Raw genomic sequence first — 23,140 nt, 5'->3', positions numbered from 1 at the left:
GGCTTTCCTGCCGGCTGACCAAGGGAAAAAAGGGCCTTTCCAGCGTTTAGGGGCTGTTTTTTTCTCGTAGGCTTAATTTCATGGGGATAGTTTAGGCCTTAGAGACAGCGGTGGGGGAGTATAAAAAGTGTTCGAAATCGTACGGTATGCTCCATTCGGTGTTCGCTGCCTGCACTATTCAGGGTAGGTGATAATTTGGGGAGAAGTTTCCACAGTTTTTGGGGAATGGCTGCTACAGTTGTCGAGGTATTTATGTGTATAAGCAGAATCAGGTTTTGTATAAATGGATTTTATTGTTACTTTTATTTGGTTTATGTGGGTGAATTCCTGTTATTTGCTTTGTTTAAATTTTTGGCCTAAATTCTGAACTAGGACAGGCATGAAAAAAATGATGATTTATATCGCTTTACTACTCAATGTACTCTTGGTGGTCTTGGGGGTCCGGGCTTTGGTCAACAAGCAGCCGGGTACCTGTACGAGTCAGTTAGAGCAATATCAGGCGCAGCGCCTGGAGCGTCATTTTTATGTGCCGTAAAAGGTAGCTCCACTTGGAATTCGTGCTTCCATTAGCAAATTGAGAACTATTTCGTTTAATTTGTTATTGAAAGTTCGACGTAATTTAAAAACTAAGCCGAAAAAACCTATGCCTCCTATTCTTTTAGTGGAAGATGATTTTAGTTACCAGCGTTTACTTAAAAAATTTTTAGAAAAACATGGGTTTGAAGTTGAAGTAGCGGCCACGAAATCGGATGCTTTACGTTGGGTTCGCGAGAGGCGATTTGAGCTTGTTTTGTTGGATTATTGGCTACCTGATGGCAATGGCCTAGAGTTATTGGAAGAGCTTTTTACGAAAAACAAACACCTTCCTGTGGTGTTTTTATCCAACTATACCGAGGTAAGGATAGCCGTTCAGGCCATTAAACTGGGTGCGAAGGATTACATCACGAAACCCGTTAATCCTGAGGAGCTACTGCAAGTAGTTAAAGAAGTTTGTCAGATTAAGTCACCTGAGCAGCAGTCTAGTCCCACATTTTACCCCGGTGAAAGTCAAGGATTCCAGGAGACCTATGCTTTGGTGGAGGTGGTGGCACCTACCGAACTGACGGTTTTACTCATGGGAGAGTCAGGAACGGGAAAAGAGTTTTTTGCGAGAAAAATTCATGCACTCTCCGCTCGTCAGGCTGCACCTTTCGTGGCTGTGGACTGTGGTTCTTTATCTTTAGAGTTAGCGGCTTCAGAGCTTTTTGGTCATGTAAAAGGAGCTTTTACTGGAGCAATTACAGACCGTCAGGGCTACTTGGAGGAGGCGCAGGGAGGCACTTTGTTTCTAGATGAAATCGGCAATCTACATCCAGATGTTCAGGCGAAGATGCTGCGAGCCATTCAGGAACGCGTTATTCAGAAAGTCGGTTCACAGGCCTCTATTCCACTGGATATTCGCATCATAGCCGCGACTAATGAGGCGCTGGACATTCGAGGAGAGCGGAATTTCCGCTTGGATCTCTATCATAGGCTGAGTGAGTTTAGAATCGATGTACCCCCTTTGCGTAAGCGTAAAGAAGATATTTTGCCCTATGCCACTTATTTTATAGAGAGAAGTAATAGACAGTTTCATAAGCAAGTGGAAGGTCTAGCGCCTGAAACCCTAGCACTTTTTCAAAATTATTCATGGCCGGGGAATTTACGGGAATTAAAAAACTTGGTTCGTCGCGCTGTTTTAATGGCAAAGGGACCCTTCCTAACACCGGATTTATTTCCCGAAGGCTTCCACGTTTAGGGAGTTGGATCAGCTCCTGCCAGAGGAGTCTAAGCCATCTGTGCAGGATATGGAAGGTGTGAAAGAGCAGCAGGAGGCTATAGAGAAAAAGCTTATCGTGGAAACGCTTCAGCGTTTTAAATACAACAAGTCCAAAACGGCTGAATTTTTAGGGATAGATCGGAAAACACTTTATCAGCGATTAAAAAAAATATGAAATTGAAGGGTAGTCCAAACGACTACCCTTTTTTGCTTTTAGTTGAAAATATAGCGCAGTCCTAACTGCATTTGCCAAACATCGCCGATGTTCGCTGTGCGTACAAAGGTGTTAGTAGGCAACTCTCCTCGGCTTGGGTTAAGCTGGTAGACGGGAGTCAGGTTATCTGGTTCTATACGCGATATCGCTATAGGGCTTTCGTTCGCGATAATGCTTCCCACCCCCCAGTTGCTATTGATCATGTTCGTGATGTTAAAGATGTCCATACGAAATTGGAGTACATTCTTTTTTCCTTTCAGGTTCAAGAAGACATCCTGCACGAAGGAAAAGTCTAAGCGACCTACCATAGGGAATTGTACGGCATTTCGCATAGCATAACCTCCTCTTCGCGTTCGCAGATGCGCGTCTTGTTCGATGAACTGATCGAAAATGGCGCGCTGTTCCTCTGGACTAAACACCCGGCCGTTAAAGGTGAGCGGATCGAAAGCCATCTCTTGTAGCTGAGATGAGGTAGGCACGAAGATGAGGTCGTTACCTACGATCAAGTCTCCATTAACATCGGTATTATAGACGAAGGACTCGACGCCTTGATTACGCAGCTCATAGAAGAGTGAAATGTTACTTGCGAAACGTTCTCCGAAGGTTTTTCGATATCCAAGTGCTCCTATAAGGCGATGGCGCTGATCATCGAGTGAAAATCCCAGTTCCGGAAAGTTCCCTCCCCTTACGCTATGGATGTTTTCAAAGGATAAAAAGTGCTGGGTGTTTCCATCTACCATGTTTTTTGCTACGGCATAGGTGTAGGCTGCCATCGCCTGTAGGCCATTTTCGAAGTATTTTGTAAGCTGTGCCGTGAGGCTATAACTGTACCCCTTACTGGTATTGTCTAAGACCACGGCATTCGTGATTTGCTGATTTCTCCTATTCTGCTCATCGCTAAAGCCATAAAGCGGACGGTTATCAGGACCATTCAGGTTTCGGGTAGGGTTGTTTAAGTTGGCATCGTAAAAAAGTAAATCAGATACTTGTGCGGTGTAGATCCCTTCAAATGTGGCTACGATACCACCAAACAGCTCCTTATCGATACCGATGTTGGATCTCCAGACTTGTGGGTTTCTGAAATTAGGGTCGATGTAAGCGACATCGTAGGTTTCAGGACGTCCGACGACGGCTGGAATATGCGCATTTACATCGGGTGAAAAGGCAAAATCGCGTGTATTATCTGCTCGGATTTGTCCTTGTAGCATGCCATTGGTATTGACCATGTTGGAAATGTTGATGTAGATGGGTCTTCCTGAAAATAGTCCTGTTCCACCTCTAATTTGGAAAGTCCGATCACCGAGGACATCCCAGTTGAAACCCATTCTGGGACTCCACATAAACTGCGGTTCGGGTAGTCTATCCGTTTCTATAGTGATGGGACTACCGTCGGGGCGGCGAAAATCCAGAGTCGCGACCTCTGGGTTAAAGAGGGCGGTTTGTGCATAGAAGGGAACGTCAAGGCGTAGGCCATACGTGACTTTCAGCTGAGGGGTAACCGCATATTCATCTTGAATGTATGCGCTGGCGATATAGGCTCGTGTATCTGCAGTGGGCACTCTTCCATCAGGAAGTGCTGAGAATTGCCGCTGAAAGCGTCGAAGTTCCACTTCTTGACCGCTGGCATGCTGGAAGAAATCGTCTAGGCTGTTGTACACGTAGTGGCCGAAGAAAGTGGGTGTAAACGTATAGGCGAAATCAAACATTTCAAAATTCACTCCAGCCGTTACCGTATGATTGCCGAGAAAAGCGGTAAAGTTGTTTTGAAACTGCCATATATCCGAGTCTAGCGCGCGGTTTGGCGAGAGCAGGTCTGTGCCGAAAGAAATATAGTTACGGCCATCTTGGAGAATATCCACGGCGGGAAAATTACCCCCTTCCCATGTTCTAAAGTTCCTGTTCGCTGTCAAACCGAAGCGCAGCTCGTTTGAAAACCGACTTCCAAAGGTGGAGTTTAACTCCAAGATGCCGGAGTATATATTATCCTGAAGTGTGTAGTTTGAATTTTGGAAATTAAGGGAAAAAAGATTTTGATTTCTACCTCCGAAACCCAGAGAGGTTCGGGCTACAGGTCGCTCTGCGGAGGAAATCAGGGTGTTAAAGCGAAAACTCAAGCGATGCTGCTGGCTGATGTTATAATCGAACTTGATTAGGAATTTATCGGAGACTGAATTTAAATTATAGTCTTCAAAAAGTCCTGGGTCATAATTGAAGTTTTCGACTAGAAAGCTTCTTACCGCATTCATATCAGTTTTTTGAACACGTGTGACATTTGCGCCCGTTCGCCCTTCAGCCGCTGCCACAAAGGGGGAGTTAGGATCAGATCGCCTTTCAGATTCTGCCGAGAAGAAGACGAAAAGCTTATCTTTGATGATAGGGCCACCTACACGGAAGCCGTATTGTTCGACATTGAAATCAGACGTGACCACTTCGGTACCTCTGGCTCGCGTACCCACGAAGGATTCATTTCGTGTGTTATAGAAGGCAGAACCTCTCCACTCATTGTCACCAGAGCGGGTGATGGCATTAATAGCGGCGCCAGTGAAGCCACCCTGCGTCACATCGTAGGGTGCGATGTTTACTTGAATTTCTTCTATCGCATCCAGTGAAATAGGCGTAGCATTCGTAGGCGCTCCTGGGATGGATCCGGAAAGTCCGAAGGCATTATTAAAAACACTTCCATCTAAGGAGAAATTTATGGCCTTCGGGTCCTGGCCGGCGAAGGACTCTCCATTCGACTGGGGGGTAAGTCGTGTAAAATCTTGTACGCTTCGACTTAAAGTGGGCATCGTGTTTAGTGCTTCTTTGTTGATGGTCGTAGCCGCTCCTGTACGTTCATCATTTAGAATGTTATCTTTAAATCCAGAGATCGTTACCGTTTCTAATTCCATGTCTCCATCTTGCATCTGTACATTTAGCACGTAGCGCTGTCCGAGGCGCAGGGAAATATTCTCGAAGACTTGCGTCTCGAACCCGATAAAACTGACTTCTACCCGGTAAGGCCCTCCGGTACGCATGTTTGGAATGGTAAAGCGACCATTTGGCTGCGTAACCATCGAATAGGTGGTTCCAGAAGGGAGGTGGGTATGGCTTGGATAGTCGGCTCCGGCAGTGATCATTCAAGTCATCTTCAATGAGACCTGTCAGTCCGGCACTTGTTACGCCTTGACCCTGCGCCGCAAAGACCAAAAAGAGTAGACTGTAAATGGTTAAAATCGTAAAATTTCGCATGGTTATTGGATTTTGTACAAAAAATCCTTTGCCAAAGGTATGCCTTTCCTAAAATCTGCTTTTTTAGCCTATTTTATCGATGAGGTTGTGGGTGTAGACTCCCATACTGTTGCTGACCATGCGCACCTTTCCACAGCTATTCATCCCTGAAATCGGGGTATCCGTCCCAGGGTTTTGGCCGAAGGCCGAACATGTCGTAGCCTTGTGAAAACAAAACACAAGACCTATGCTCAGCAAGACCAAACTTAATTTTCGCCAAATCGAATGGTGGGGCTTTTCTGCGGCCACGTTCCTACTGATCGCCATCAGCTTCCTTAATTTTATTTATCCTTTTGAGAACGCACCTTTTTTTATTTGGTCAGCCTCGGGAACCCTCTTTTTGGGCTTGTTTTATTTTTTGCGCATGCGCCTGTGGGTACAGTTACGGCAGGATGGAAAAAAGTGGAAATTTGGGTTGCTGAGCCTGCTGCTGCTTACTTTTGGCTTTGGGCTGCACCTCCTATTCGCCGAAATCGTCCATGGAAGTATGGGGCCGGCGCCGATTTACTTCCGCATCCTCCTGCTTTTTGGGCTTTATGGGGCCTTTGTTCTCCTGCTCGATCAGATCGCCCAGCAGCGGGAGAGTCAGGACCTGCGCTGGTATAACGGTGTCCGATTGGCACTTTTTTACCTCTTTTTGACCCTGTATCTGTTTCAGTTTTCCGACGGTCGTTTTACGCTGCTCACCCGTCTATTTGCTTTTTACCTGCCATTCGTGGCTGTGGTCAGCTATGTGAATTTCTTTTTTATCTATGGGGAGAAGCGCGCGGGTAACCCCGCAAAGGCGACGCGCAATTATATTTTCCTCGTCTCGGCTATCCTTCTGGGGGGGCTGCTGCTGTGGATTGGTAATCCATTTGCGGTATTTATCTCTGCTGTCTGGCTGCTTTTCGTCGTGGTCGTGCTCATCATTCCGATAAGCGACCTGCTGTTTACCCGCTATGAGGACAACTTGCAGCAGCTGACTCGGCTGCATGTACAGGTGAATAGGAATGCTGCGCAGTTGGCTTTTTTAGAAAGTCAGATCAATCCGCACTTTATTTTCAATACCCTGAACAGTATCTATGGCACGGCACTCCAGGAGGGGGCGGAGCGTACGGGGGAAGCGATTACCAAGTTAGGAGAGCTGATGCGCTACATGTTTACCCAGCATGAAAAGGCAAAGATTCCTGTAGAGGAGGAGCTGAGTTATATCGAGAATTTTGTGAGCTTGCAGCGTTTACGTTTTCAGCAGGATGATAATCCTGAGATTAGCCTGCAGGTGCAGTTAGAGGAGGGCTGGAAAGGTACGATCGCACCGATGCTGCTCATTCCTTTTGTCGAAAATGCTTTTAAGCATGGCGTTAGCGTACACCATAAATCGTGGATTAAGGTGCATGTGAAAGGGGAGGGTGAGGTGCTGCATTTTCATGTGACCAACAGTGTGCATGCGGGTCAGGGAGAGGATCCGGAGGGGCATTCGCATGGAGTGGGGGTAGAAAATGTGCGGCAGCGACTGGCGCTCCTGTATCCGAAGCGGCATGAATTGAAGATTTATGAGGCGGGCGATGCGTTTTTTGTGCATTTGAGTATCTTTATCGTATGAGTAGTGGAAATCTTCGTGCCGTCGTCATCGACGATGAGCCGATGGCGATCGAAATCATCAAGGCGCATGCTGCCAAGGTACCTTTTTTACAGTTAGAGGCCACGTTTACGGATGCTATCAAGGGGTTGGATTTTTTACGTCAGTCTACCTCTCGGCGGCCCCTTGTCGTGTTTTTGGATATCAAGATGCCTGACTTGAATGGCTTGGATTTGGCGAGTTTGCTGCCGGGGCATTGCTTGCTTATTTTTACGACGGCGTACTCGGAGCATGCCTTGCGTAGTTTTGAGCTGGATGCCTTGGATTATTTGTTAAAACCTTTTGGTTTGCCTCGCTTTTTAAGGGCATGTCAGAAGGCGCGTGATTATCAGCGTCTGCTGGAAGCGGACGTGGTGGAGGCGCGGTTTCTGAAGGTGGGTGCGGAGCATGTACGCATTGTTTGGGAGGAGTTACTTTATGTGGAGGTACGTGGAAACTATGTACACTTTTTTTTGCACAGTGGTGAGGAGTGGAGCGCTCGAATGACGCTGACGGAGTTAGAACAGGATATCCCTGCTTCTATTCTCCGTGTCCACCGCTCCTTTATGGTGAATCAGGCGTATGTGTTACGTGTGGAGCGGCATCAGTTGACGTTAAAAGGGGGTGTACAGGTTCCCTTGAGTGCGCGTTATGAGCAAGCTGTCAAGCGGCTTTTAGAGAGTTAGCGGGTTTTGTATTAGGGGATGCTAATTTTCAGGAATTTTTTTGGGGCGTGGAGCCCCTAAAAAAACGCAGTATGCCCCAGCCGGAAAGGAGTAAGAAGAGTAGTATAAGGCTGATTTCCCAGGCGGCATCACCTCCGGCTAGTGCGCTGTAGATGTCTGCTGCCAAGTAGCCAGAGGTAAAGGCGAGCAGGGTGCGGGGGAGCATGCGAGGAATCCCAAAGGAGGAGGGTTTCCAGCCGGCGCGGAGGGTGGCGAAGAGTACGTTAGAAAGTGCGAAGGGGATGATGGGGCTTATGCGGACGAAGAAAACGAGATCTCCCATGCGTGCAGCGCGCTGCTGCAGTAGCGTTTCTAAGCGCGGGAATGCTTGGAGGAATCCTTGCTGGTCTTTTTTGGTGTCCAGTCGGAGACCGAGCGCATAGCCGATCGCGGAGGCCAAGAGATAGGCGGCGGCAAGGAGCGGGAATGCTTGCCAGCCGAACAAAAAGCCGCAGGAGATGGCGACGAAGGTGGTGGGCAGCAGGGCGAATCCCATGCTTAGGCTTAGCGCGGGAAAAAATAGAAGAGGGGAGCTATTTTCGGTGATTTGAAGTAGGTATTCTGGATCACGTAGGAAGTAGGCGCTGAGTAGGGCACTGCCAAGGAAGGGGATGGTACTGACCCAGAGGAAGGCGAAAAAGAGCTGTTTTTGTCCTTGGAAGCGCTTGCGCCAGGCGTTTAAAAGAGAAGTAAGAGCTTGCATGTGGGGGCAAGATACGGGATTTTCGTTTTCGGACACTATCCCGATAAGTGTGTAAACTTTAAAATATGATTTTATGGTCAGGTTTGAAGAAGCCTGACCCTATCACCAAATATAAGCAGGAAACTGTTAAGAATAGTACCCCAGTCTCGAAAGGTGTATTTTTCGATGCTTCTCTTGCAGCGAGGAAAACAGACTTCATAACAGCATCATCTGTTGGGAAAGAGAGCTTATTTTTGGTGTATTTTCTGATTTCCCCATTTAGATTTTCAATCAGATTTGTGGTATAGATAATTTTTCGGATTTCAACCGGGTAATCAAAGAAAACTGTGAGTTCATCCCAATTGTCCCTCCAACTTTTGATAGCATACGAGTATTTTGAATCCCATTTTTTAGCAAAATCGTTGAGTGCTGCCCATGCTGCATCCTTAGTAGGGTAGGGGCGGTATAAATTTCTTTCATATCCCTTGTAAAGGCTTTACGGTCTTTCCACACGACATATCTACATGCATTTCTGATTTGGTGTACATTTTCGGGTGTTATAAATTTTCGCTCAAAACCAAAAGACTTTTCATAAAACTCTATTGATTTTGTTACGTCTTTAACGTATAGAATTGTATATCCAAATTTTACCATTTGTTTTAGTTGTTAATTGATAAATAAATTTCCACATCTGAATTTTCTCCATCTTGTGATTTTTCTCAATAAACTTCAAAGTCATAGCTATATTTTCTATCGAGTTCACTGTCTCGTTGCCAAATGTCAATCCAAGTATCTAAAACTGCTTTTGGCATTTCTCCTTTTGCTGTAAACTTTTGAAAATTTTCAGATTTAAATTCACGTCCAATTAATCCGTTAGGAATTTCATCAAGTGTCGAAACAGGAACTCCGATTATTGTCGTGTATTCGTCTGTAAAGTCACCTTTATAGTCTGTGTAAATTGAAATAATTTAAAACGAACTTTTGTTAGAGATTTTTTCATTAATGTTCTCAGCAAAAAATCATTCCCACAGCTTTCCTAAATCTTCTTTTGATTGGTTATTTTTATTTGTCGTTCGGGTTGAAATTCCGATTATTTTAAATCCGTTTGTCATATTTTAAACTAAGGTTTTATTTTTAAGCTGTGTCGTTCTACACTTGCCACCAACGGTAACGTATAAGAATAGTAGCGGATTTTAAGCTCTTACCTTTCGGTTTATTATTGTTGTTTGATTTGAAAAATTCACTTTCGTTTGGCGATAAACCGCTATTATTTTTATACAATGTTGGTAGCCGTTTTTTATTCAGTTCAATTGTTAAAATCTATATTCCAATTTCAATAACACAAACCTTGGCAACAATCTATATTCAGTCGTTGATGTTCCGATGTCGCTGATAGAAAAACTTCTAAATCTTTCGGTATTGAACAAGTTCTTTCCAGTAAGTCCTAAAGATAGTTTGTTTTCAATGAGTTTATATCGAGTATCAAAGTCTAAAAAATAATAAGTATTGTCATTTGGTAAGTTCCCAAAATAATAACGTTCGGATTGTACTTGAACATCAAATTTTTGTTGAACACAAAAGATAAATCCATAAAGCTCACGTTGTCTGTAAATGAATTATTAATAGTCGTCTGTATTTCTGTAGTTGTCCATTTTGTGCCTATGTGATAATTAAAGATGCCTTTAAAGCTAGAGCGTAGTTCCAGTCCGTAATTGTAATTTGTTGACGTAACTTCACGAAAATCAGAACCATTTACGATATTCTTAAATTCACTTTGTGAATAGCCCAAATCTAACTTTAAGTTAGACGATATGAATTTAAAATAATAATCGAGTTTTGAGTTAATACTAATAAACTCACGGTCTTCTATAACTATTTTTTCTGCTTGTATATAGTTTTGCTCTACTATTGTATTTGTTGAAAAGAAATCGTGATCTTTGTTGTAAAGGATAAATGTGTTTGCAAAAAAACGGTCGCTCCAATTACCCAATTGATAATTAAAAACCACACTCGAAGCATTTAATTGATTAAAGTTGCCAGTTGCTTTTGAAAACGAACGAAAATCATTTTAAACAAAATCGCTGTAAACGTCTAAAATTTTGGCATTGGTCGTGTTGTAGGAATAGGAAAAAATAATTTTATTTTTATCATTTATTTTCCAATCAAAACCTAAGCTTGGATTAATGAAAAACGGATTTTGATTACTTCTTGCGGTATTGTTTTCTAATTGATTAAAAAGCTGATGCATATCTAATTTACCGACTATTCCAAAATCTTTAAGTCTCAATCTGTATTTGCTTTTAAAGTACAAATCATTGACGACATAATTTGTTTGGTTTTGGTAGCCAATTGGTTGTTCTAAAAGCGTATTGTTTTCTAAAAGTGAAAATGTAGATTGCAATACATCTTTTCTAAGCTCGTTACCTAACTGTAATTCTAATAAATGTCCATTGACCTTGCGGTCTAATAAATGTGCATTTACACCAGCAAATTCCATTTGGTTTGTGCTTTGTTGTTTTACATTATTAGCATTGGTAAAAGCAGGAAATAAATCTTGATAAAAGAATTGATTTATAGCATAATTCTGTGGTGTTTTTTCATTGATAAAACGACCCGTCAATAAAAATACTTTTTTGTCTTTAAACTTATTGGTATAGCTTATTTTTTGGTCAAAAAGTGTGTTTTGGTGCTGTAGACTTTCGATTGTCGAATTGCCATTGAATACTAAATTAGAACCATCGTTAAAGTCGCCAATGTTATATTTTGTGGTTGCTTCTATCATTTTGGTTTTAGAAATATTATAGATAACATCTACCCTACCAAAAGCGATGAGTTTTTTTGTTTTGTAATTGATAATCTTCAGTATTTGTAAAATTTGTACCACTAACAGCTACAACATCTATAGAATTTCTAAAAAAGTCTGTTTCATCCCAATTGAAAAAGCCGAGTGTTTTTACTTTCAATTTTTCTGTTGGATTAAAAATAGCGTTTAGAGAAAATAACTCTGCATTATTAAAGTTGATTCTGCTTTGCTTGAAATTGAGTTGGTTGGGCGAAAAATTTAATAACGAATTTACACTTTGGTTATCTCCTATACTTGCTGGCTCATTCATACGAAAAGGACGAATTAAATTTTCAATATCGCCCGTAGCATTGAAACCAATAGAGTTTAGATTAGTTAAAAAGTAATATTTATTTATCTTGCCAAAATTCATTAAGTTGCTTTTTAACTGATAAAAACTGTCGTACCCAATACTTGTTTCTATATTTCCAAACCAAATGCGTTTTGATTTCTCGTCAAGTTTTAAGTTTAAAGCGACCTTTTCACTTTCCTCAACACCTTTAAGCAACCTGTTGTTAGAAAATTTTTCAGTACTTCTACTTCCTCAATCGGATATGCGGGCATATTCTTGGATAGAATTTTATAGCCTCGCTCAAAAAGGTCTTCGCCATCTACCATTAACTTTTCAATTTCTTGATTACCTACTTTTATGGTTCCATCGCTATCAATTTGCAAACCCGGTATTTTTTGAAGTAATTGTTCTACTGTTTGTTCTGTACCATCAATAAAATATTTAGTTTTAAAATTAATCGTATCTTTTTTGATAGAAAAAGGTCTTTCGAATTGAATAATAACCTCATTTAAATCCATTGTTTTCTCTAGCAAAAAAGCATCTATCTTCTTTTCGTATTCATTTGCTACAATCCCAAAATCAATACTTTTAGTTGAATAGCCGATGTGGCTAAATTTCAAATTAAATTTACCTATTTTTGTAGATTTCAATTTGTAAAATTCATTAATATCAGTGAAAGTGTAGTCAATAACTTGAGATTCTGCTATGTCTGTAAGGACTACACTTGCTTGTTGTATTTCGAGGCTGTCTGTACTATAAACTTTACCGCTTATAGTAATTTGCCCAAAGGATTTTAAAGAAAAAACAATGGATATTGCAAAAAGGCTAATCCTTAATTGTTTCTTCATATTCTAATTCAATATCATTTGATTTACTTTTAGTTGTTTCCATCTTAGCTCCTCTAGGAAGTTTTGAACTAAATAATTTCTTAACTTCTTCTACTTGTTGATTTTTTAACTTTATATACTCAGATAACGATATTTTATCGTAATCATCGCTAAATGAAAATTCATTGTTTGAGATTGAAGCTGAATTAAATGGTACTTTTATTGATTTTGCATAAAACATAACTTCATTTTTATCATCAAATACGCTTAAAATTAAACCAGGTAAACCGTTTAATTTCCAAGGTCCATATTTAATTGGAATTTCATTAGTGAACCAAGCAATATATCTTCTTCCTCTAAATAACCCTTCAGCTTTTTGAGCTTTGAAACCGCTTATTGTTTTAAATTCTTGGGTAATATTCCATTTTATGTTGTTAATTTTTTCCTCAACTATGTAGGTTTTTTGTTTGCCGTCTCGGAATAATGAAACTTGACTTTGAATGCTGTCTTTTATAAAATCTGTTAATACAATATATTTACTACCATTAAATTTCACATCAAACGCTAGATCAAATTCATTGTCAGAACTTGGTTTTAATGTAGTTTCTTCTTTAGGTTCAATTCTTTCTTCGTAAAATATTGAAAAATCTGGATTAAAAAATAAACTAAAATCTGTGGTTTTTGGATTTCCTTCAAAATTTAGAATACGCTCATAAGTTACTTTACCGTAATTTTTATTTTCTTTAGTTTGAGCAATTAAATACGAATTTTGCAATAAACAAAGTATCGCTAGTATCAATTTGAATTTCATAATATAGTTTGAATTAAATGTTCAGTATTCTATTTCAGAATACTGAGCATAATTGTAAAAATGTTAAAAATTTCTCTTCCACCAAGCTGCTAATTGCATTTTGGTGCAATCCCACCAAGAGACATCAACAAAAGTAATCTCTCCTTGAATAGTGGAACCATCTTCTAGTTCATAATCCAATCTTACAGTACAAACTTTTAATAAAATTGAATTTTCGCTAGTTTCTGCTGGATTTTCAGTTGTATTTACAACTTCAAGCTCGCTGTCGTTATTTTTCTATGAAATAAAATTAAAAGCAAAACTTGAAGTTACAAAACTGCAAACGAGTAATAGAATTGATAATTTTTTCATAATTAATCAGCCATCATTTCTTTTAAAAACTCAGTACAAAATTACCCAACTATCGTAAGAGTACCTTCCCAAGAATAAGTAGAGCCATCGGAAAAGGTTATAGTAAAATTACCTCTTAATGTACAATCTTTTAGAGTTAATAATTCAGATTCAGTTAAAACTACCTCATTTAAACTAAGTGAATAATCACTTGAGTTTTCAAGAGCTAAATGTTTCAGCACTAGTTTTTGAAAAAGTTTTAACTGATTCGTTAGAGTTTGCAAAAGCAAACGTTCCAATTAGCATAAAAGCTAAAGCAAGAAATACATTTTTTATCTTTTTTGTATTTAATGATTAACCAACTTTTTTATAGTTGGGGTGGGAATTATTCCCGTTTGGCATTGAATTTAACTTCCACACTTTGCTATTTTGCTTCGGTTTTTCTCTATTAGCGAGTGACTTTTAGGTTATTTTTTGTGTTTTTTTACACGTTAACCTCTTATTTTTAAACGTTTGCATTTCACGCTGTGTTTGGTCAAATGTCTATCAATGTTTCGTGGCTTTGCGTAGTTGCGAATGAAATTTACATAATTTTCAATTTAGAACCTAATTTTATTTAAACTTTTAACTTTCAACTAAGTACAAGCCCCGTATTTACGCAAAACAGCGGTGTAGTTCATTAAACTGTGTCTTGGTTTTTCTTTTTGTTGGTGTTGTTTGGGTCATTCGGCCTCCGGCCTCCTACCCTGACAACCGTGAACTAAATTTTATCGGGTACTCTTTCGTGGTAGCGTTCTATTAATTCCCTTCGTGCCGATTTCCATCCTCTCGCTTTAGTCTTCCATGACTTATGGTTTCTATTAATCGACAGATAGAGCTGCTTTAACAAAGCCGTTTCTTATACCCAAGCCCCCTTACTTTTGATCAGCCTACGCATTATTCTATGCAATGCTTCCGCTGGGTTGGTGGTATAAATCATGCGGCGCATTTCGGTCGAAAAATCCATAAAAGCCATAAGTTCATCCCAATTGGTCTTCCATTGCTTGACGATGTAGCCGTATTTTTTGCCCCATTTTACCTCGAATGCCGCCAATGCTGTACCCGCCATTTCTACCGTGGGAGAGGTATAAACATAGCGTAAATCTTTGGTAACCTCCTTTTTATCTTTGTCGTCAACGTGCTTTAATGAGTTACGAATCTGATGGACAACACATTTTTGTATAATCGCATAGGGAAAGGAATCTTGAATCTGTTCAGAAAACCCTTTTAAATCATCCGTACAAATAACTAAAATATCGACTACCCCTCGCATTTTCAGATCATCCATAACCATCCCCCATTTCTTGGCTCTCTCACCTCCTGAGCTCATGTAAAGGCCTAAGACGTCTCTGTTGCCATCCATATCAATGGCGAAAACAGTATAAATTGCACTGTTGCTGTATTTGCCATCCTCGCGAACTTTGAAGTGGATAGCGTCCAAATAAACAATCGGATAAAAGCTTTGGAGGCTTCTAGAGCGTCATTCTTGGATCTCAGGAAGCACCTTATCTGTTAACTGAGAAATACGCCCTGAAGAAATACTAATACCATAAATATCCGCTAAAAGACGTCTAACATCTTCTATGGAGTTACCCTGGGCATATAACGCTAATATTTGATCGTCTAGCCCACTTGTAAGTGATTTTTGACGTTTACCTATAAGCTCAGGCTCGAAGTCTCCATTACGGTCGCGTGGAGTCGCAATATCCAAAGGACCAAATTCACTAACAACACGCTTGCTTGTCCTACCATTACGCTTGTTCACCTTGCCGGCGGCTCGACCTTCTGAAAGAAAATCTTCAATCTCTCCTTCAAGCATAGTGTTCACCATCTGCTGCAAAAGTTCACTAAAAGGGCTCCCCTCTTCCAGTAAACGCTTCTTCCCATATAGCTGAGCTTTTATGCGCTCACCCATCTCTGGATCCTTTAGTAGGTCCTCAATCGTCTTTCTCTTTTTTCATTCTCGTAAAGTTAGTAGACACACTTGAATGAACAGTCTCCAAATTTCCTATTCATCCGTGTATCCTGTGTTTCCCTAGAAACAAAATCACTGCTGGTAAAAACACAAAAAAAAGAATCCCATGCGCAACGACGGAAGTCGAGGAACCTACATCGAAAGCGGACCTATATCGCTTGCTGAAATAGTAGATGAAAGATAAGCCCTAAATGAGAAAAAAAAGGAATAATGTAACCTTTCTCTACACCAAGCGACTACCCTACAGATTTTGCAGATGAAAGCGTAAAGCATGCAGACCGTTTACACTAAGCAGCTAAAAAACGCTACGTTATCACTTGCTTTTATCAAAATTTTTCTATTAAATGCATTCTTTTTACACCCTATTTCTTTTGCACATGAAGCGCATGAATCGTTTTCTCTCCTCCTCTTTGTGGCTTGCACTCAGCGCAGGCACCTGTCTACTGGCCTGTACCGGCGAGCAAGAAAAAAAAACCAACCCCAGCACCCAAGTGCCTGAGTTAAGTATTCAAACAGATACCCTGTTTATAGACGGCGGAGAAGCGTTCCTCTTCATCCAAAATGCCCTGTTCTTTTCCAGCCTTTCTCCGGATGGAAGCCTACTCTATAACTATGATCGAAACGCACATGCCATCGAACATATCGATCTGGAAAATCGGAAACTGCTTAAAAAAGTACCCTTTGAAAAAGAGGGACCTAATGGTACAGGGGCTTACTTCTCACGCTTTGGCAGTAGCCCAGAGGGCAACCTACTTTTCTGGGCCCGTGATAAAAATGCTAAGTTTAGCCCGGAGGGCAAAAAACTGATGGACATCACCCTTCCCATGCCTAAAACGAAAGAGGGCGAAGAAGGGGAGTTTTTCCTGCTCCAACTTATCGAAAATCCTAAAAAGCCAGAGGAATTCTTTGCCCTGTACCAAGATGTATTTAATGGAGGTGCACCTTTTTTACTACGAACCGACAAAGCAGGGAACCTAAAGGAACGCATCGAATTTCCTGAACTGGAACGCATGCAAGAAATGGCCACCAAAATTAGCTACGAAGGACAGTGGATGGGTGCCTTCGGAGCCTCCGCGCTCATCAGCCACACCGACGATCATCTCTTCATCCAAAACTCAGGATTTAACGAGGCCTATCGCTACCACTTTGAGTCTGGAAACTTAGAGTTTTTTAGCTGGGAGGGACCTTACGTGGGCCGCCAAAACCCCTATAAAGGGCCTAAAGAAGTGGAACCCGACTCCGAAGGCATGTGGAATGCCCTCCGCAACTTTGAAGAAGGTGTTTCCTATCTCAAACTTAGCTATGCCCCTGAAAGCAAGTTGTATTACCGCCTCGCCAATAAGAAGATTTTCTCCGACGAAAAAGAAGACTATGGAGGGTACAAAACTACAGGTCATCTACTCTTCCTCAGCATCTTCGACGAAGAACTACAGTTGATCGGAGAGTCTGAACTGGGCATAAAACCATCCAACCTCGGCCAGTTTTTTATCCGTAAAGATAAATTATGGTTGTTTCACACCGAAGATGATGAACTGGGTTTCATCCGTATCCAAGCCCAGCCTAAAAGCGAATAATTACCTCATAAAAGCATAAACGTATGACGAATAACCCTGCAAAGAATATATTTTATTAAAAAAATGCTTTAATTCAGAAAAAAGACTTGCTTTATTTAGGTGTTCTGAACTAAATTGTGCAGATGAAACATGCACCTGTATCTTTCGCCTTCCCCCCCCTTTTGGCCTGCCTGGCAGGCCTTCTGCTGGCCATCGCCTGCGCCCGTCCGATAGAAAAAAAAATGAGTAGCCCCATGCCTGTTCCTGAAGTCAAGGTGGTTTGGGACACCCTTACTTTTCCAGACATGTTGGAGCCGATCAACTTAACGACGGGCTTCTCTAGTGCCGTAGCTTCTTCGGATGGGCTGCACCTCTATCGCTTTGATTCGAGAACAACCCGCGTGGAGGCCTATGACGTAGAAAACAGAAGGCTGAGCGGCGTGCACCCCTTTCAGGAAGAGGGGCCAGACGGTATCGGCTTTGGGATAAAAAAGATCTCCCTGGCTGCTGATGGCGGCCTGCTGATATCCTCCGCCACGCGCCAGGGGCACTTTCACCTCGACGGCAGACTAAAAAAGGAAATCAAGCGCCCGAAGTTCGCCAATGATCAGGACCAACCCCTGACCTACACCTACCTGCTCTTTATCGAAAACCCAAAAAAAACTGGTGAATACCTCACCTTAGTGCAAAACCTGGATAAGGGGAATGCTCCCTTTCTCCTCATCTCTGATGCGAACGGCAAGCTTTTAAACCGAGTAGAATTTCCAGAACTCAATAAAATGACCGAAAAGCTGGCTGTCATTCGGGATGGTGGGCAGTGGATGGGTTCCATGGGTGCCTCCCCCATGGTCAGCTACACGGACGAGCAACTACTGATTCAAAATAGCGCCTTTAACGAAGCCTATCGCTATTTTTTTGCGGATGGCCAACTCCAATTTTTCCGCTGGCATGGCCCCTATGTAGGTGCCGAAAGCGCATTTATCCCTCCTAAAAAGTTGAAACCAGACACGCCGGCAGTTGCGGAAACCTACAAGGCACTGGACGAATCCATCCGCTATGGCCGCTTAAACTGGGACCCACAGCTGCAGCGCTACTACCGCCTCAGTACGCGGGATAAAATGAGCCAGGACCCCGACTCAGGTGGCTTTTACCGCAGTCTGGGGACGCAAACATTTGTGAGTGTATTTGATGCAGATTTAAACCTGATCGCAGAGAGCAGGCTGGACGGCCTCCACGTGCACCCGGGACATGGATTCGCGCGGCAGGGTCAGCTCCTCACCTTTCGCGACCGCGATGAAGACCTTATCGGGCTCCGTTTCCAATTCGACCTCACGGAGGAAGAGTAGCGCAAGGAGGTGAAAAATAAAGCGTGTAGAAGGGAGCCGTCTGCCCCTTTGCGGCTCCGCCGCAAAGCAAATTTCGGCCTTTAGCGCATCCCGCCTTCCCCCACCGTACGCAATGCTTTCTGGCAGATAAAGCGTGTAGCGGGCACCGGGCTCTTTTCCAACCACTCCGCGCAGAGCTCACGAACAAAGTCCGGCTGGGTTTTAGAGGCATCGTTCAGCCAGTTGCCGACACTGAGCTGCACATAACGCGAGGGGTCAGCATGTAGGGGTTCCAGTAGTGGAAGTCCCCATGCCGGCTCAGCCTTCAGCAGCGCACTATGTGCACACCAAACCCCTCGGGGACGGGTGGCCTCACAAGCAAAGCGTCGGATGTTTTCGTCTGGATCTTGGACCATGGGAGCAGGGTCTCCACAGCCTCAGGAATGCGCGGGAGGAGTTGGGGGCGCAGGGCCATCCAAGCCACCTCACGCACGCCAAAATGGGGGTCAGCCGCTAAGGGTCGCAGGGCATCCAGCATCTCCTGCACGCTAAGTGACTCTTGTTCTGTTATAAAATAGGCCGCCCAGCAGCGAATAGTGTCCGCGGGATGCTGAGCCAGAAGCTGCCCGAATGCACCGTCGCCCGCCTCCGTAGCGAGGCGATAGAGCTGCTTCCCGATCTGTTTTTGGAGGGCGTTCGCTGTCTGCTTTCCACTGAGCTGTTCCCATAGGCCAGGCAAATAACTGGAGCGCCCAAACTGCTCCAATACATGCTTTAAGAGCCTTTGCTGGTCCACGGCCAGCCACTCCACCAGGTTAGCTGAAGAGATTTGGCCCGTATTCAGGTGGTCCAAAATATCGGGAGGTATCTGCCCGATCGAGCGGGCTCCTTTTCTTTTTGATGGCATTCAGGTATTTTTCGTTAGAGGCGTGGGATCATGTACTACCTGAAAAACTGATTTTCAGCGTAAATGCCTGCGGCACCTCCTTATTTAAAATTTATAAAGAAGTTAAAAGTACAAAAAGAACTTCGTGAACCGAAATAAAGGCTAACTTCGAGTTTTTGGAATTAGTAGCTATGAATGAAAAGGTATTACTTATAGATGATGAGTTAAAACTCTTAACCCTAATTTCTCGAATTCTAGAATTAGAAGGGTATGAGGTGCTTCGGGCAAAGAATTTGGCACAGGGCAAAAAAATCCTTAAAGCTGATGCACCGATGGTCGTGCTTAGCGATGTAAAGCTACCTGACGGAGATGGTGTGGCCTTTTGTATGAACTCTAAATCTGAGTTCCCGGATTCAGAGTTCATCCTCTTAACTGCTTATGGAAAAATCCAAGATGGGGTTCGGGCTGTGAAGGCGGGGGTATTTGATTACCTCGTAAAGGGAGATGATAATGAAAAATTAGTGCCCTTAATGGCCAAAGCCATGGAAAAGGCACGTCTTCAGCATGAGGTCACCAGGTTAAAAAAGAGCCTGATGCATCGGCACTCTTTTGCACATATTTTAGGAGAAAGTGATGTGCTTGTGCGCACCAAAGCACTAGCTCAGAAAATAGCAGGCAGTGAGGCCACCATTCTTTTAACAGGGGCGACCGGAACTGGTAAAGAGGTCTTCGCTCAGGCGATTCACTACGAGGGAAAACGGGCGGAAAAGCGATTTCTGGCGATAAATTGTAGTGCGATTAGTGGTGAAATTCTGGAGAGCGAGCTTTTTGGGCATAAAGCGGGAGCATTTACAGGTGCCACGAAAGAAAAAAAAGGATTGTTCGAAGAGGCGCACATGGGTACGCTTTTTCTAGATGAAATAGGCGAAATGCCCTTAGATTTACAGGCTAAACTGCTTCGGGTCTTGGAAAATGGTAGTTTTATCAAGGTTGGTGATACGAAAGAAACGCGGGTAAATGTAAGAATTATCGCCGCTACGAATAGGGATTTGGCCGTAGAAGTCACTGAGGGAAGGTTTCGGGAGGATCTGTTGTATCGACTAGCGGTGATTCAACTTAGGCTCCCATCTTTAGCGGAAAGGAAGGAGGATATACCCCTTTTAGCTGAGCACTTTATCCGACACTTCAGCGCGAAATCGAACGTAGGTGTGAAGCGTATGCATCCTGAATTTCTAAATCGCCTGAAATCCATGGCGTTTAAAGGGAATATTCGAGAATTGAAAAATGTAATTGAAAGGGCTGTTATTTTAAGTGAAGGAGACGAGTTAACAGCCGATCTTCTTCCCATGATGCCTAGAGATGCGTTTTCACAGGATCCGTCAGACTTTAGTCTTGCAGCTGCAGAAAAAGCACAGATACAGCGGGTCCTCGCACTTACCAATGGAAACAAGACACAAGCTGCGAAGCTCCTTGAAATAGGTTTAACTACGCTTTATAAAAAGTTACAAGACTACGCATTAGGCTAAATTGCATACGCTATCCTTCCATTTTTGCATACTACCCTTCGGAATCCGAAGTTTTTTTTATGGTCTTCTTTTTTTATTTTCATACACTGTATTTTTTATTCCATTCACTATCAATAGGTTACATCACATCCCATCCTCCTTTATGGAATAAGGTCCCCGCTTTGCCATTGCCTAGCCAAAATAGCAACACATCTATGGATTTCTTCTTACTGATAGCCATGCTTACTCTTGGGCTAAGCATCCTATTTATGATTTTAAAAACCATTTCATTCTTTGAAAAACTATGAAATTAACTTGTGATCAAGAGCTCTACAGCGAGTTCGACAGACAGCTTCCAGAACTGTCTGTTGAGTTACGGAGTGAAGCTACACTTCAGGAGCAGCAAAAGCTTATTCACATTATCGTGCAGTTTGCTGATTATACAGAAAAAAGACTGCTTCAAGGAGATAAGAAAAGCTTAAAAAAAGTGTCTGATGCTGGCGGAAAAATTGTACAAAAAAGGGAATGATGCTTTGAAGCTTGCTATAGAGCATGTCTATCTTCCACACCTTCACTTGGAACCTAATGATCCGATGCGACGCCACGTGAAAGCGCTTTTACCTTTCTGCTTACTCAGGACTTACATCTTACTTTACGAACATCATAACATCGAAAAATGACCTTCATTCTAATGCTTTCTCTATTGGTAGGCACCTACCTCACCTATGCTATCTTAAAACCTGAACGCTTTTAATTATGATAACGGAAATTCTTGGGGTATTACTCATCTTTACCCTTTCCTGCTTGCTCGCATGGCCCTTAGGAAAATACATGGTCCGTGTTTTTAAAGGAGAAAAGGTCTGGTCTGACGTTTTCTCACCTTTAGAACGTGTTCTCTTTCGGCTCTCAGGTATAGATCCTGATGAAAAATGGGACTGGAAGAAAAATATGCTTGCCTTAGTAACTTTAAACATTGGTTTCTTTATCCTTGCTTTTATATTTCTCGCATTCCAAGGTTTTCATCCCTTTTGGAATCCAAATGACTTCGGAAATTGGGAGCCTACTCTGGCCTTTAACACGGCGGTCAGTTTCACGACCAACACTAACCTACAGCATTACAGCGGTGAGTCTGGGGCTTCTTACTACACACAGTTACTGGTTTTCTGCTGGTTACAGTTCGTCAGTGCGGGTACTGGTATAGCGGCTTGCGCCTTACTCTTTCAAGCGCTGATTAATAAATCAAGCGCTGTACTTGGTAATTTTTACACACTATTAGTAAAAAGCTGCACGCGTATTCTGCTGCCCTTATCTGTGGTAGTAGCACTCCTTCTAGTGGCGAATGGCACACCCATAAATTTCGAGGCCATCCAAGAAGTGAAAACTTTAGAGGGGGAGATTCAGCAGGTGGCTGCTGGTCCTGCAGCTCCCATGGTGGCCATTAAGCAAATGGGTACGAATGGAGGAGGTTTTTTCGGGCCGAACTCCACCCACCCCTTTGAAAACCCAAATTACCTCACCAACATCGCGGAAAACATCGCCATACTTTTAATTCCTATGGCGCTCGTTTTTGCGTTCGGGTTTTACACCGGTAGAAAGAAGCTTGCTCTCCTTTTTTTCGCTGTGATGTCCCTACTGTTTGTAGCCTTTACCGCTATCTCCATCCATCAGGAACACGCTGGCAATCCTTTCTTTGAAAGCGTAGGCCTAGCAGAATCCCGAAATATGGAAGGTAAAGAAATACGTTTTGGGACCGCAGCATCCTCTTTATGGGGGGTATCTACCACTGCTACTTCTAATGGGTCAGTGAATTCGATGCATGATAGCCATACTCCGTTATCTGGAGGTATTTTTCTACTCGACATGTTCATAAATGCCATTTATGGTGGCGTGGGTGTAGGTTTTATTAACTTCTTTATTTATGTGATCGTGGCCGTATTTATCGCTGGCCTCATGATCGGAAGAACGCCGGAATTCATGGGTAAAAAAATCGAGGCTAGGGAAATAAAAATCGCTGCACTCATCATTCTTTTGCACCCTTTCCTGATTCTTTCGGGTACGGCACTTTCTAGCTACCTCGCAGCAAAAGACCCCAGTCTATCCGCTGAATGGATTCACAATCCAGGTTTTCATGGCTTAAGCGAAATGCTGTATGAATTCACCTCATCGGCGGCGAATAACGGGTCAGGGTTTGAAGGCTTAAATGACGACACCCCATTCTGGAACATCTTAAACGGTATCGTCATGCTTTTAGGGCGCTTCTTACCCATTATAGGTCCCCTAGCCTTGGCCGGTTCTTTAGCACTAAAAAAACCCGTTCCTGAATCAGCAGGCAGCCTTCCACTCGATACACCTGCCTTCGGAACCGTTCTGTTAGCTGTCATTCTTATCGTAGCCGCTTTAGCCTTTTTCCCAGTATTGGCCTTAGGCCCGATCGCCGAATATCTATCTCTTTAACTCTAGACTCGT

23 protein-coding genes and 3 pseudogenes are annotated in these 23,140 nt (G+C 42.7%); 12 read left to right on the top strand and 14 right to left on the bottom strand.

The features are described from left to right. Positions 1-379: 379 nt before the first annotated feature. The 3 genes from A3SI_RS18960 to A3SI_RS17575 all read left to right on the top strand — a co-directional run bounded on the left by A3SI_RS18960 (position 380) and on the right by A3SI_RS17575 (position 1,973). Complete coding sequence (locus A3SI_RS18960; RefSeq protein WP_156810280.1) at positions 380-535, top strand: hypothetical protein; 156 nt, start codon at positions 380-382, stop codon at positions 533-535. Between the two features lie 108 nt (positions 536-643). After that, a complete protein-coding gene (locus A3SI_RS11385) occupies positions 644-1,777 on the top strand; it encodes a sigma-54-dependent transcriptional regulator (RefSeq protein ID WP_050977509.1) in 1,134 nt (377 codons plus the stop codon). 4 nt (positions 1,778-1,781) lie between these two features. Beyond that, positions 1,782-1,973, top strand: a complete 192-nt coding sequence (locus A3SI_RS17575; protein ID WP_050977508.1) for a helix-turn-helix domain-containing protein — start codon at positions 1,782-1,784, stop codon at positions 1,971-1,973. A gap of 38 nt (positions 1,974-2,011) precedes the next feature. On the opposite strand, the gene A3SI_RS11380 is transcribed toward A3SI_RS17575, so the two are convergent. Together A3SI_RS11380 and A3SI_RS18955 are read right to left on the bottom strand one after the other, a co-directional pair. Continuing rightward, positions 2,012-5,131: a TonB-dependent receptor gene (locus A3SI_RS11380; protein ID WP_009055994.1), complete on the bottom strand. Its 3,120-nt coding sequence runs from the start codon at positions 5,129-5,131 to the stop codon at positions 2,012-2,014. A 175-nt stretch (positions 5,132-5,306) separates the two neighbouring features. Further along, the gene (locus tag A3SI_RS18955; RefSeq protein WP_156810279.1) at positions 5,307-5,462 is read right to left on the bottom strand and encodes a hypothetical protein; all 156 of its coding nucleotides are present in this window, start codon (positions 5,460-5,462) and stop codon (positions 5,307-5,309) included. A 7-nt stretch (positions 5,463-5,469) separates the two neighbouring features. On the opposite strand from A3SI_RS18955, the gene A3SI_RS17570 reads away from it, so the two are divergent. Together A3SI_RS17570 and A3SI_RS11370 are read left to right on the top strand one after the other, a co-directional pair. Continuing rightward, positions 5,470-6,867: a sensor histidine kinase gene (locus A3SI_RS17570; RefSeq protein WP_009055992.1), complete on the top strand. Its 1,398-nt coding sequence runs from the start codon at positions 5,470-5,472 to the stop codon at positions 6,865-6,867. Beyond that, the gene (locus A3SI_RS11370; RefSeq protein WP_009055991.1) at positions 6,864-7,568 is read left to right on the top strand and encodes a LytR/AlgR family response regulator transcription factor; all 705 of its coding nucleotides are present in this window, start codon (positions 6,864-6,866) and stop codon (positions 7,566-7,568) included. The genes A3SI_RS17570 and A3SI_RS11370 overlap by 4 nt, the downstream gene beginning before the upstream one ends. 28 nt (positions 7,569-7,596) lie before the next feature. On the opposite strand, the gene A3SI_RS11365 is transcribed toward A3SI_RS11370, so the two are convergent. From A3SI_RS11365 to A3SI_RS11345, 10 genes and pseudogenes are all read right to left on the bottom strand, one after another. Further along, positions 7,597-8,310 carry a VTT domain-containing protein gene (locus A3SI_RS11365; protein ID WP_009055989.1) on the bottom strand — a complete coding sequence of 238 codons (714 nt, stop codon included), beginning with the start codon at positions 8,308-8,310 and terminating at the stop codon, positions 7,597-7,599. Between the two features lie 77 nt (positions 8,311-8,387). Beyond that, a pseudogene (locus A3SI_RS20880) lies at positions 8,388-8,835 on the bottom strand (transposase); the annotation flags it as partial. A gap of 36 nt (positions 8,836-8,871) precedes the next feature. Continuing rightward, a pseudogene (locus A3SI_RS23570) lies at positions 8,872-8,943 on the bottom strand (VOC family protein); the annotation flags it as partial. 65 nt (positions 8,944-9,008) lie between these two features. After that, complete coding sequence (locus A3SI_RS23275) at positions 9,009-9,248, bottom strand: GyrI-like domain-containing protein (protein WP_394330373.1); 240 nt, start codon at positions 9,246-9,248, stop codon at positions 9,009-9,011. 354 nt (positions 9,249-9,602) lie between these two features. Further along, a complete protein-coding gene (locus tag A3SI_RS23270) occupies positions 9,603-9,872 on the bottom strand; it encodes an outer membrane beta-barrel protein (RefSeq protein ID WP_394330372.1) in 270 nt (89 codons plus the stop codon). A 485-nt stretch (positions 9,873-10,357) separates the two neighbouring features. After that, positions 10,358-11,071, bottom strand: a complete 714-nt coding sequence (locus A3SI_RS19730; RefSeq protein ID WP_202946861.1) for a hypothetical protein — start codon at positions 11,069-11,071, stop codon at positions 10,358-10,360. A gap of 34 nt (positions 11,072-11,105) precedes the next feature. Further along, a complete protein-coding gene (locus A3SI_RS19725) occupies positions 11,106-11,639 on the bottom strand; it encodes a hypothetical protein (protein ID WP_202946860.1) in 534 nt (177 codons plus the stop codon). Further along, positions 11,600-12,271 (bottom strand): carboxypeptidase-like regulatory domain-containing protein, encoded by a 672-nt coding sequence (locus A3SI_RS19720; protein WP_202946859.1) that lies wholly within the window; start codon positions 12,269-12,271, stop codon positions 11,600-11,602. The genes A3SI_RS19725 and A3SI_RS19720 overlap by 40 nt, the downstream gene beginning before the upstream one ends. Further along, positions 12,249-13,061 (bottom strand): GLPGLI family protein, encoded by an 813-nt coding sequence (locus A3SI_RS17565; protein ID WP_009055983.1) that lies wholly within the window; start codon positions 13,059-13,061, stop codon positions 12,249-12,251. Before A3SI_RS17565 ends, A3SI_RS19720 begins: the two co-directional genes overlap by 23 nt. A gap of 1,090 nt (positions 13,062-14,151) precedes the next feature. Beyond that, positions 14,152-15,345, bottom strand: a pseudogene (locus A3SI_RS11345) (IS256 family transposase). Positions 15,346-15,749: 404 nt separating this feature from the next. On the opposite strand from A3SI_RS11345, the gene A3SI_RS11340 reads away from it, so the two are divergent. Together A3SI_RS11340 and A3SI_RS11335 are read left to right on the top strand one after the other, a co-directional pair. Then, positions 15,750-16,979, top strand: coding sequence for a DUF4221 family protein (locus tag A3SI_RS11340; RefSeq protein WP_009055977.1), 1,230 nt, complete (start codon positions 15,750-15,752; stop codon positions 16,977-16,979). 122 nt (positions 16,980-17,101) lie between these two features. Next, entirely contained in the window at positions 17,102-18,304 is a 1,203-nt protein-coding gene (locus A3SI_RS11335) for a DUF4221 family protein (RefSeq protein ID WP_009055975.1), read from the top strand. Between the two features lie 80 nt (positions 18,305-18,384). Here the strand turns inward: A3SI_RS11335 and A3SI_RS19715 are convergent, their stop codons facing one another. Both A3SI_RS19715 and A3SI_RS11330 read right to left on the bottom strand, forming a co-directional pair. Beyond that, the gene (locus A3SI_RS19715) at positions 18,385-18,699 is read right to left on the bottom strand and encodes a hypothetical protein (protein WP_202946858.1); all 315 of its coding nucleotides are present in this window, start codon (positions 18,697-18,699) and stop codon (positions 18,385-18,387) included. Further along, positions 18,609-19,190 carry a hypothetical protein gene (locus A3SI_RS11330; protein WP_009055971.1) on the bottom strand — a complete coding sequence of 194 codons (582 nt, stop codon included), beginning with the start codon at positions 19,188-19,190 and terminating at the stop codon, positions 18,609-18,611. The genes A3SI_RS19715 and A3SI_RS11330 overlap by 91 nt, the downstream gene beginning before the upstream one ends. Before the next feature lie 155 nt (positions 19,191-19,345). On the opposite strand from A3SI_RS11330, the gene A3SI_RS11325 reads away from it, so the two are divergent. The 5 genes from A3SI_RS11325 to kdpA all read left to right on the top strand — a co-directional run bounded on the left by A3SI_RS11325 (position 19,346) and on the right by kdpA (position 23,128). Then, positions 19,346-20,695, top strand: a complete 1,350-nt coding sequence (locus A3SI_RS11325) for a sigma-54-dependent transcriptional regulator (RefSeq protein ID WP_009055968.1) — start codon at positions 19,346-19,348, stop codon at positions 20,693-20,695. A gap of 283 nt (positions 20,696-20,978) precedes the next feature. Continuing rightward, positions 20,979-21,203: a hypothetical protein gene (locus A3SI_RS11320; RefSeq protein WP_009055965.1), complete on the top strand. Its 225-nt coding sequence runs from the start codon at positions 20,979-20,981 to the stop codon at positions 21,201-21,203. Continuing rightward, the gene (locus tag A3SI_RS23565) at positions 21,169-21,354 is read left to right on the top strand and encodes a hypothetical protein (RefSeq protein WP_449406409.1); all 186 of its coding nucleotides are present in this window, start codon (positions 21,169-21,171) and stop codon (positions 21,352-21,354) included. Before A3SI_RS11320 ends, A3SI_RS23565 begins: the two co-directional genes overlap by 35 nt. Continuing rightward, positions 21,351-21,428, top strand: coding sequence for a potassium-transporting ATPase subunit F (locus tag A3SI_RS23265; protein WP_083836502.1), 78 nt, complete (start codon positions 21,351-21,353; stop codon positions 21,426-21,428). The genes A3SI_RS23565 and A3SI_RS23265 overlap by 4 nt, the downstream gene beginning before the upstream one ends. Positions 21,429-21,430: 2 nt before the next feature. Continuing rightward, the gene (kdpA, locus tag A3SI_RS11315; protein ID WP_009055963.1) at positions 21,431-23,128 is read left to right on the top strand and encodes a potassium-transporting ATPase subunit KdpA; all 1,698 of its coding nucleotides are present in this window, start codon (positions 21,431-21,433) and stop codon (positions 23,126-23,128) included. Positions 23,129-23,140 lie beyond the last annotated feature (12 nt).

The sequence above is a fragment of the Nitritalea halalkaliphila LW7 genome (assembly GCF_000265075.1).
GTDB classification, from domain to species: Bacteria; Bacteroidota; Bacteroidia; order Cytophagales; family Cyclobacteriaceae; genus Nitritalea; species Nitritalea halalkaliphila.
This window is presented reverse-complemented; position numbering and strand designations above follow the sequence as displayed.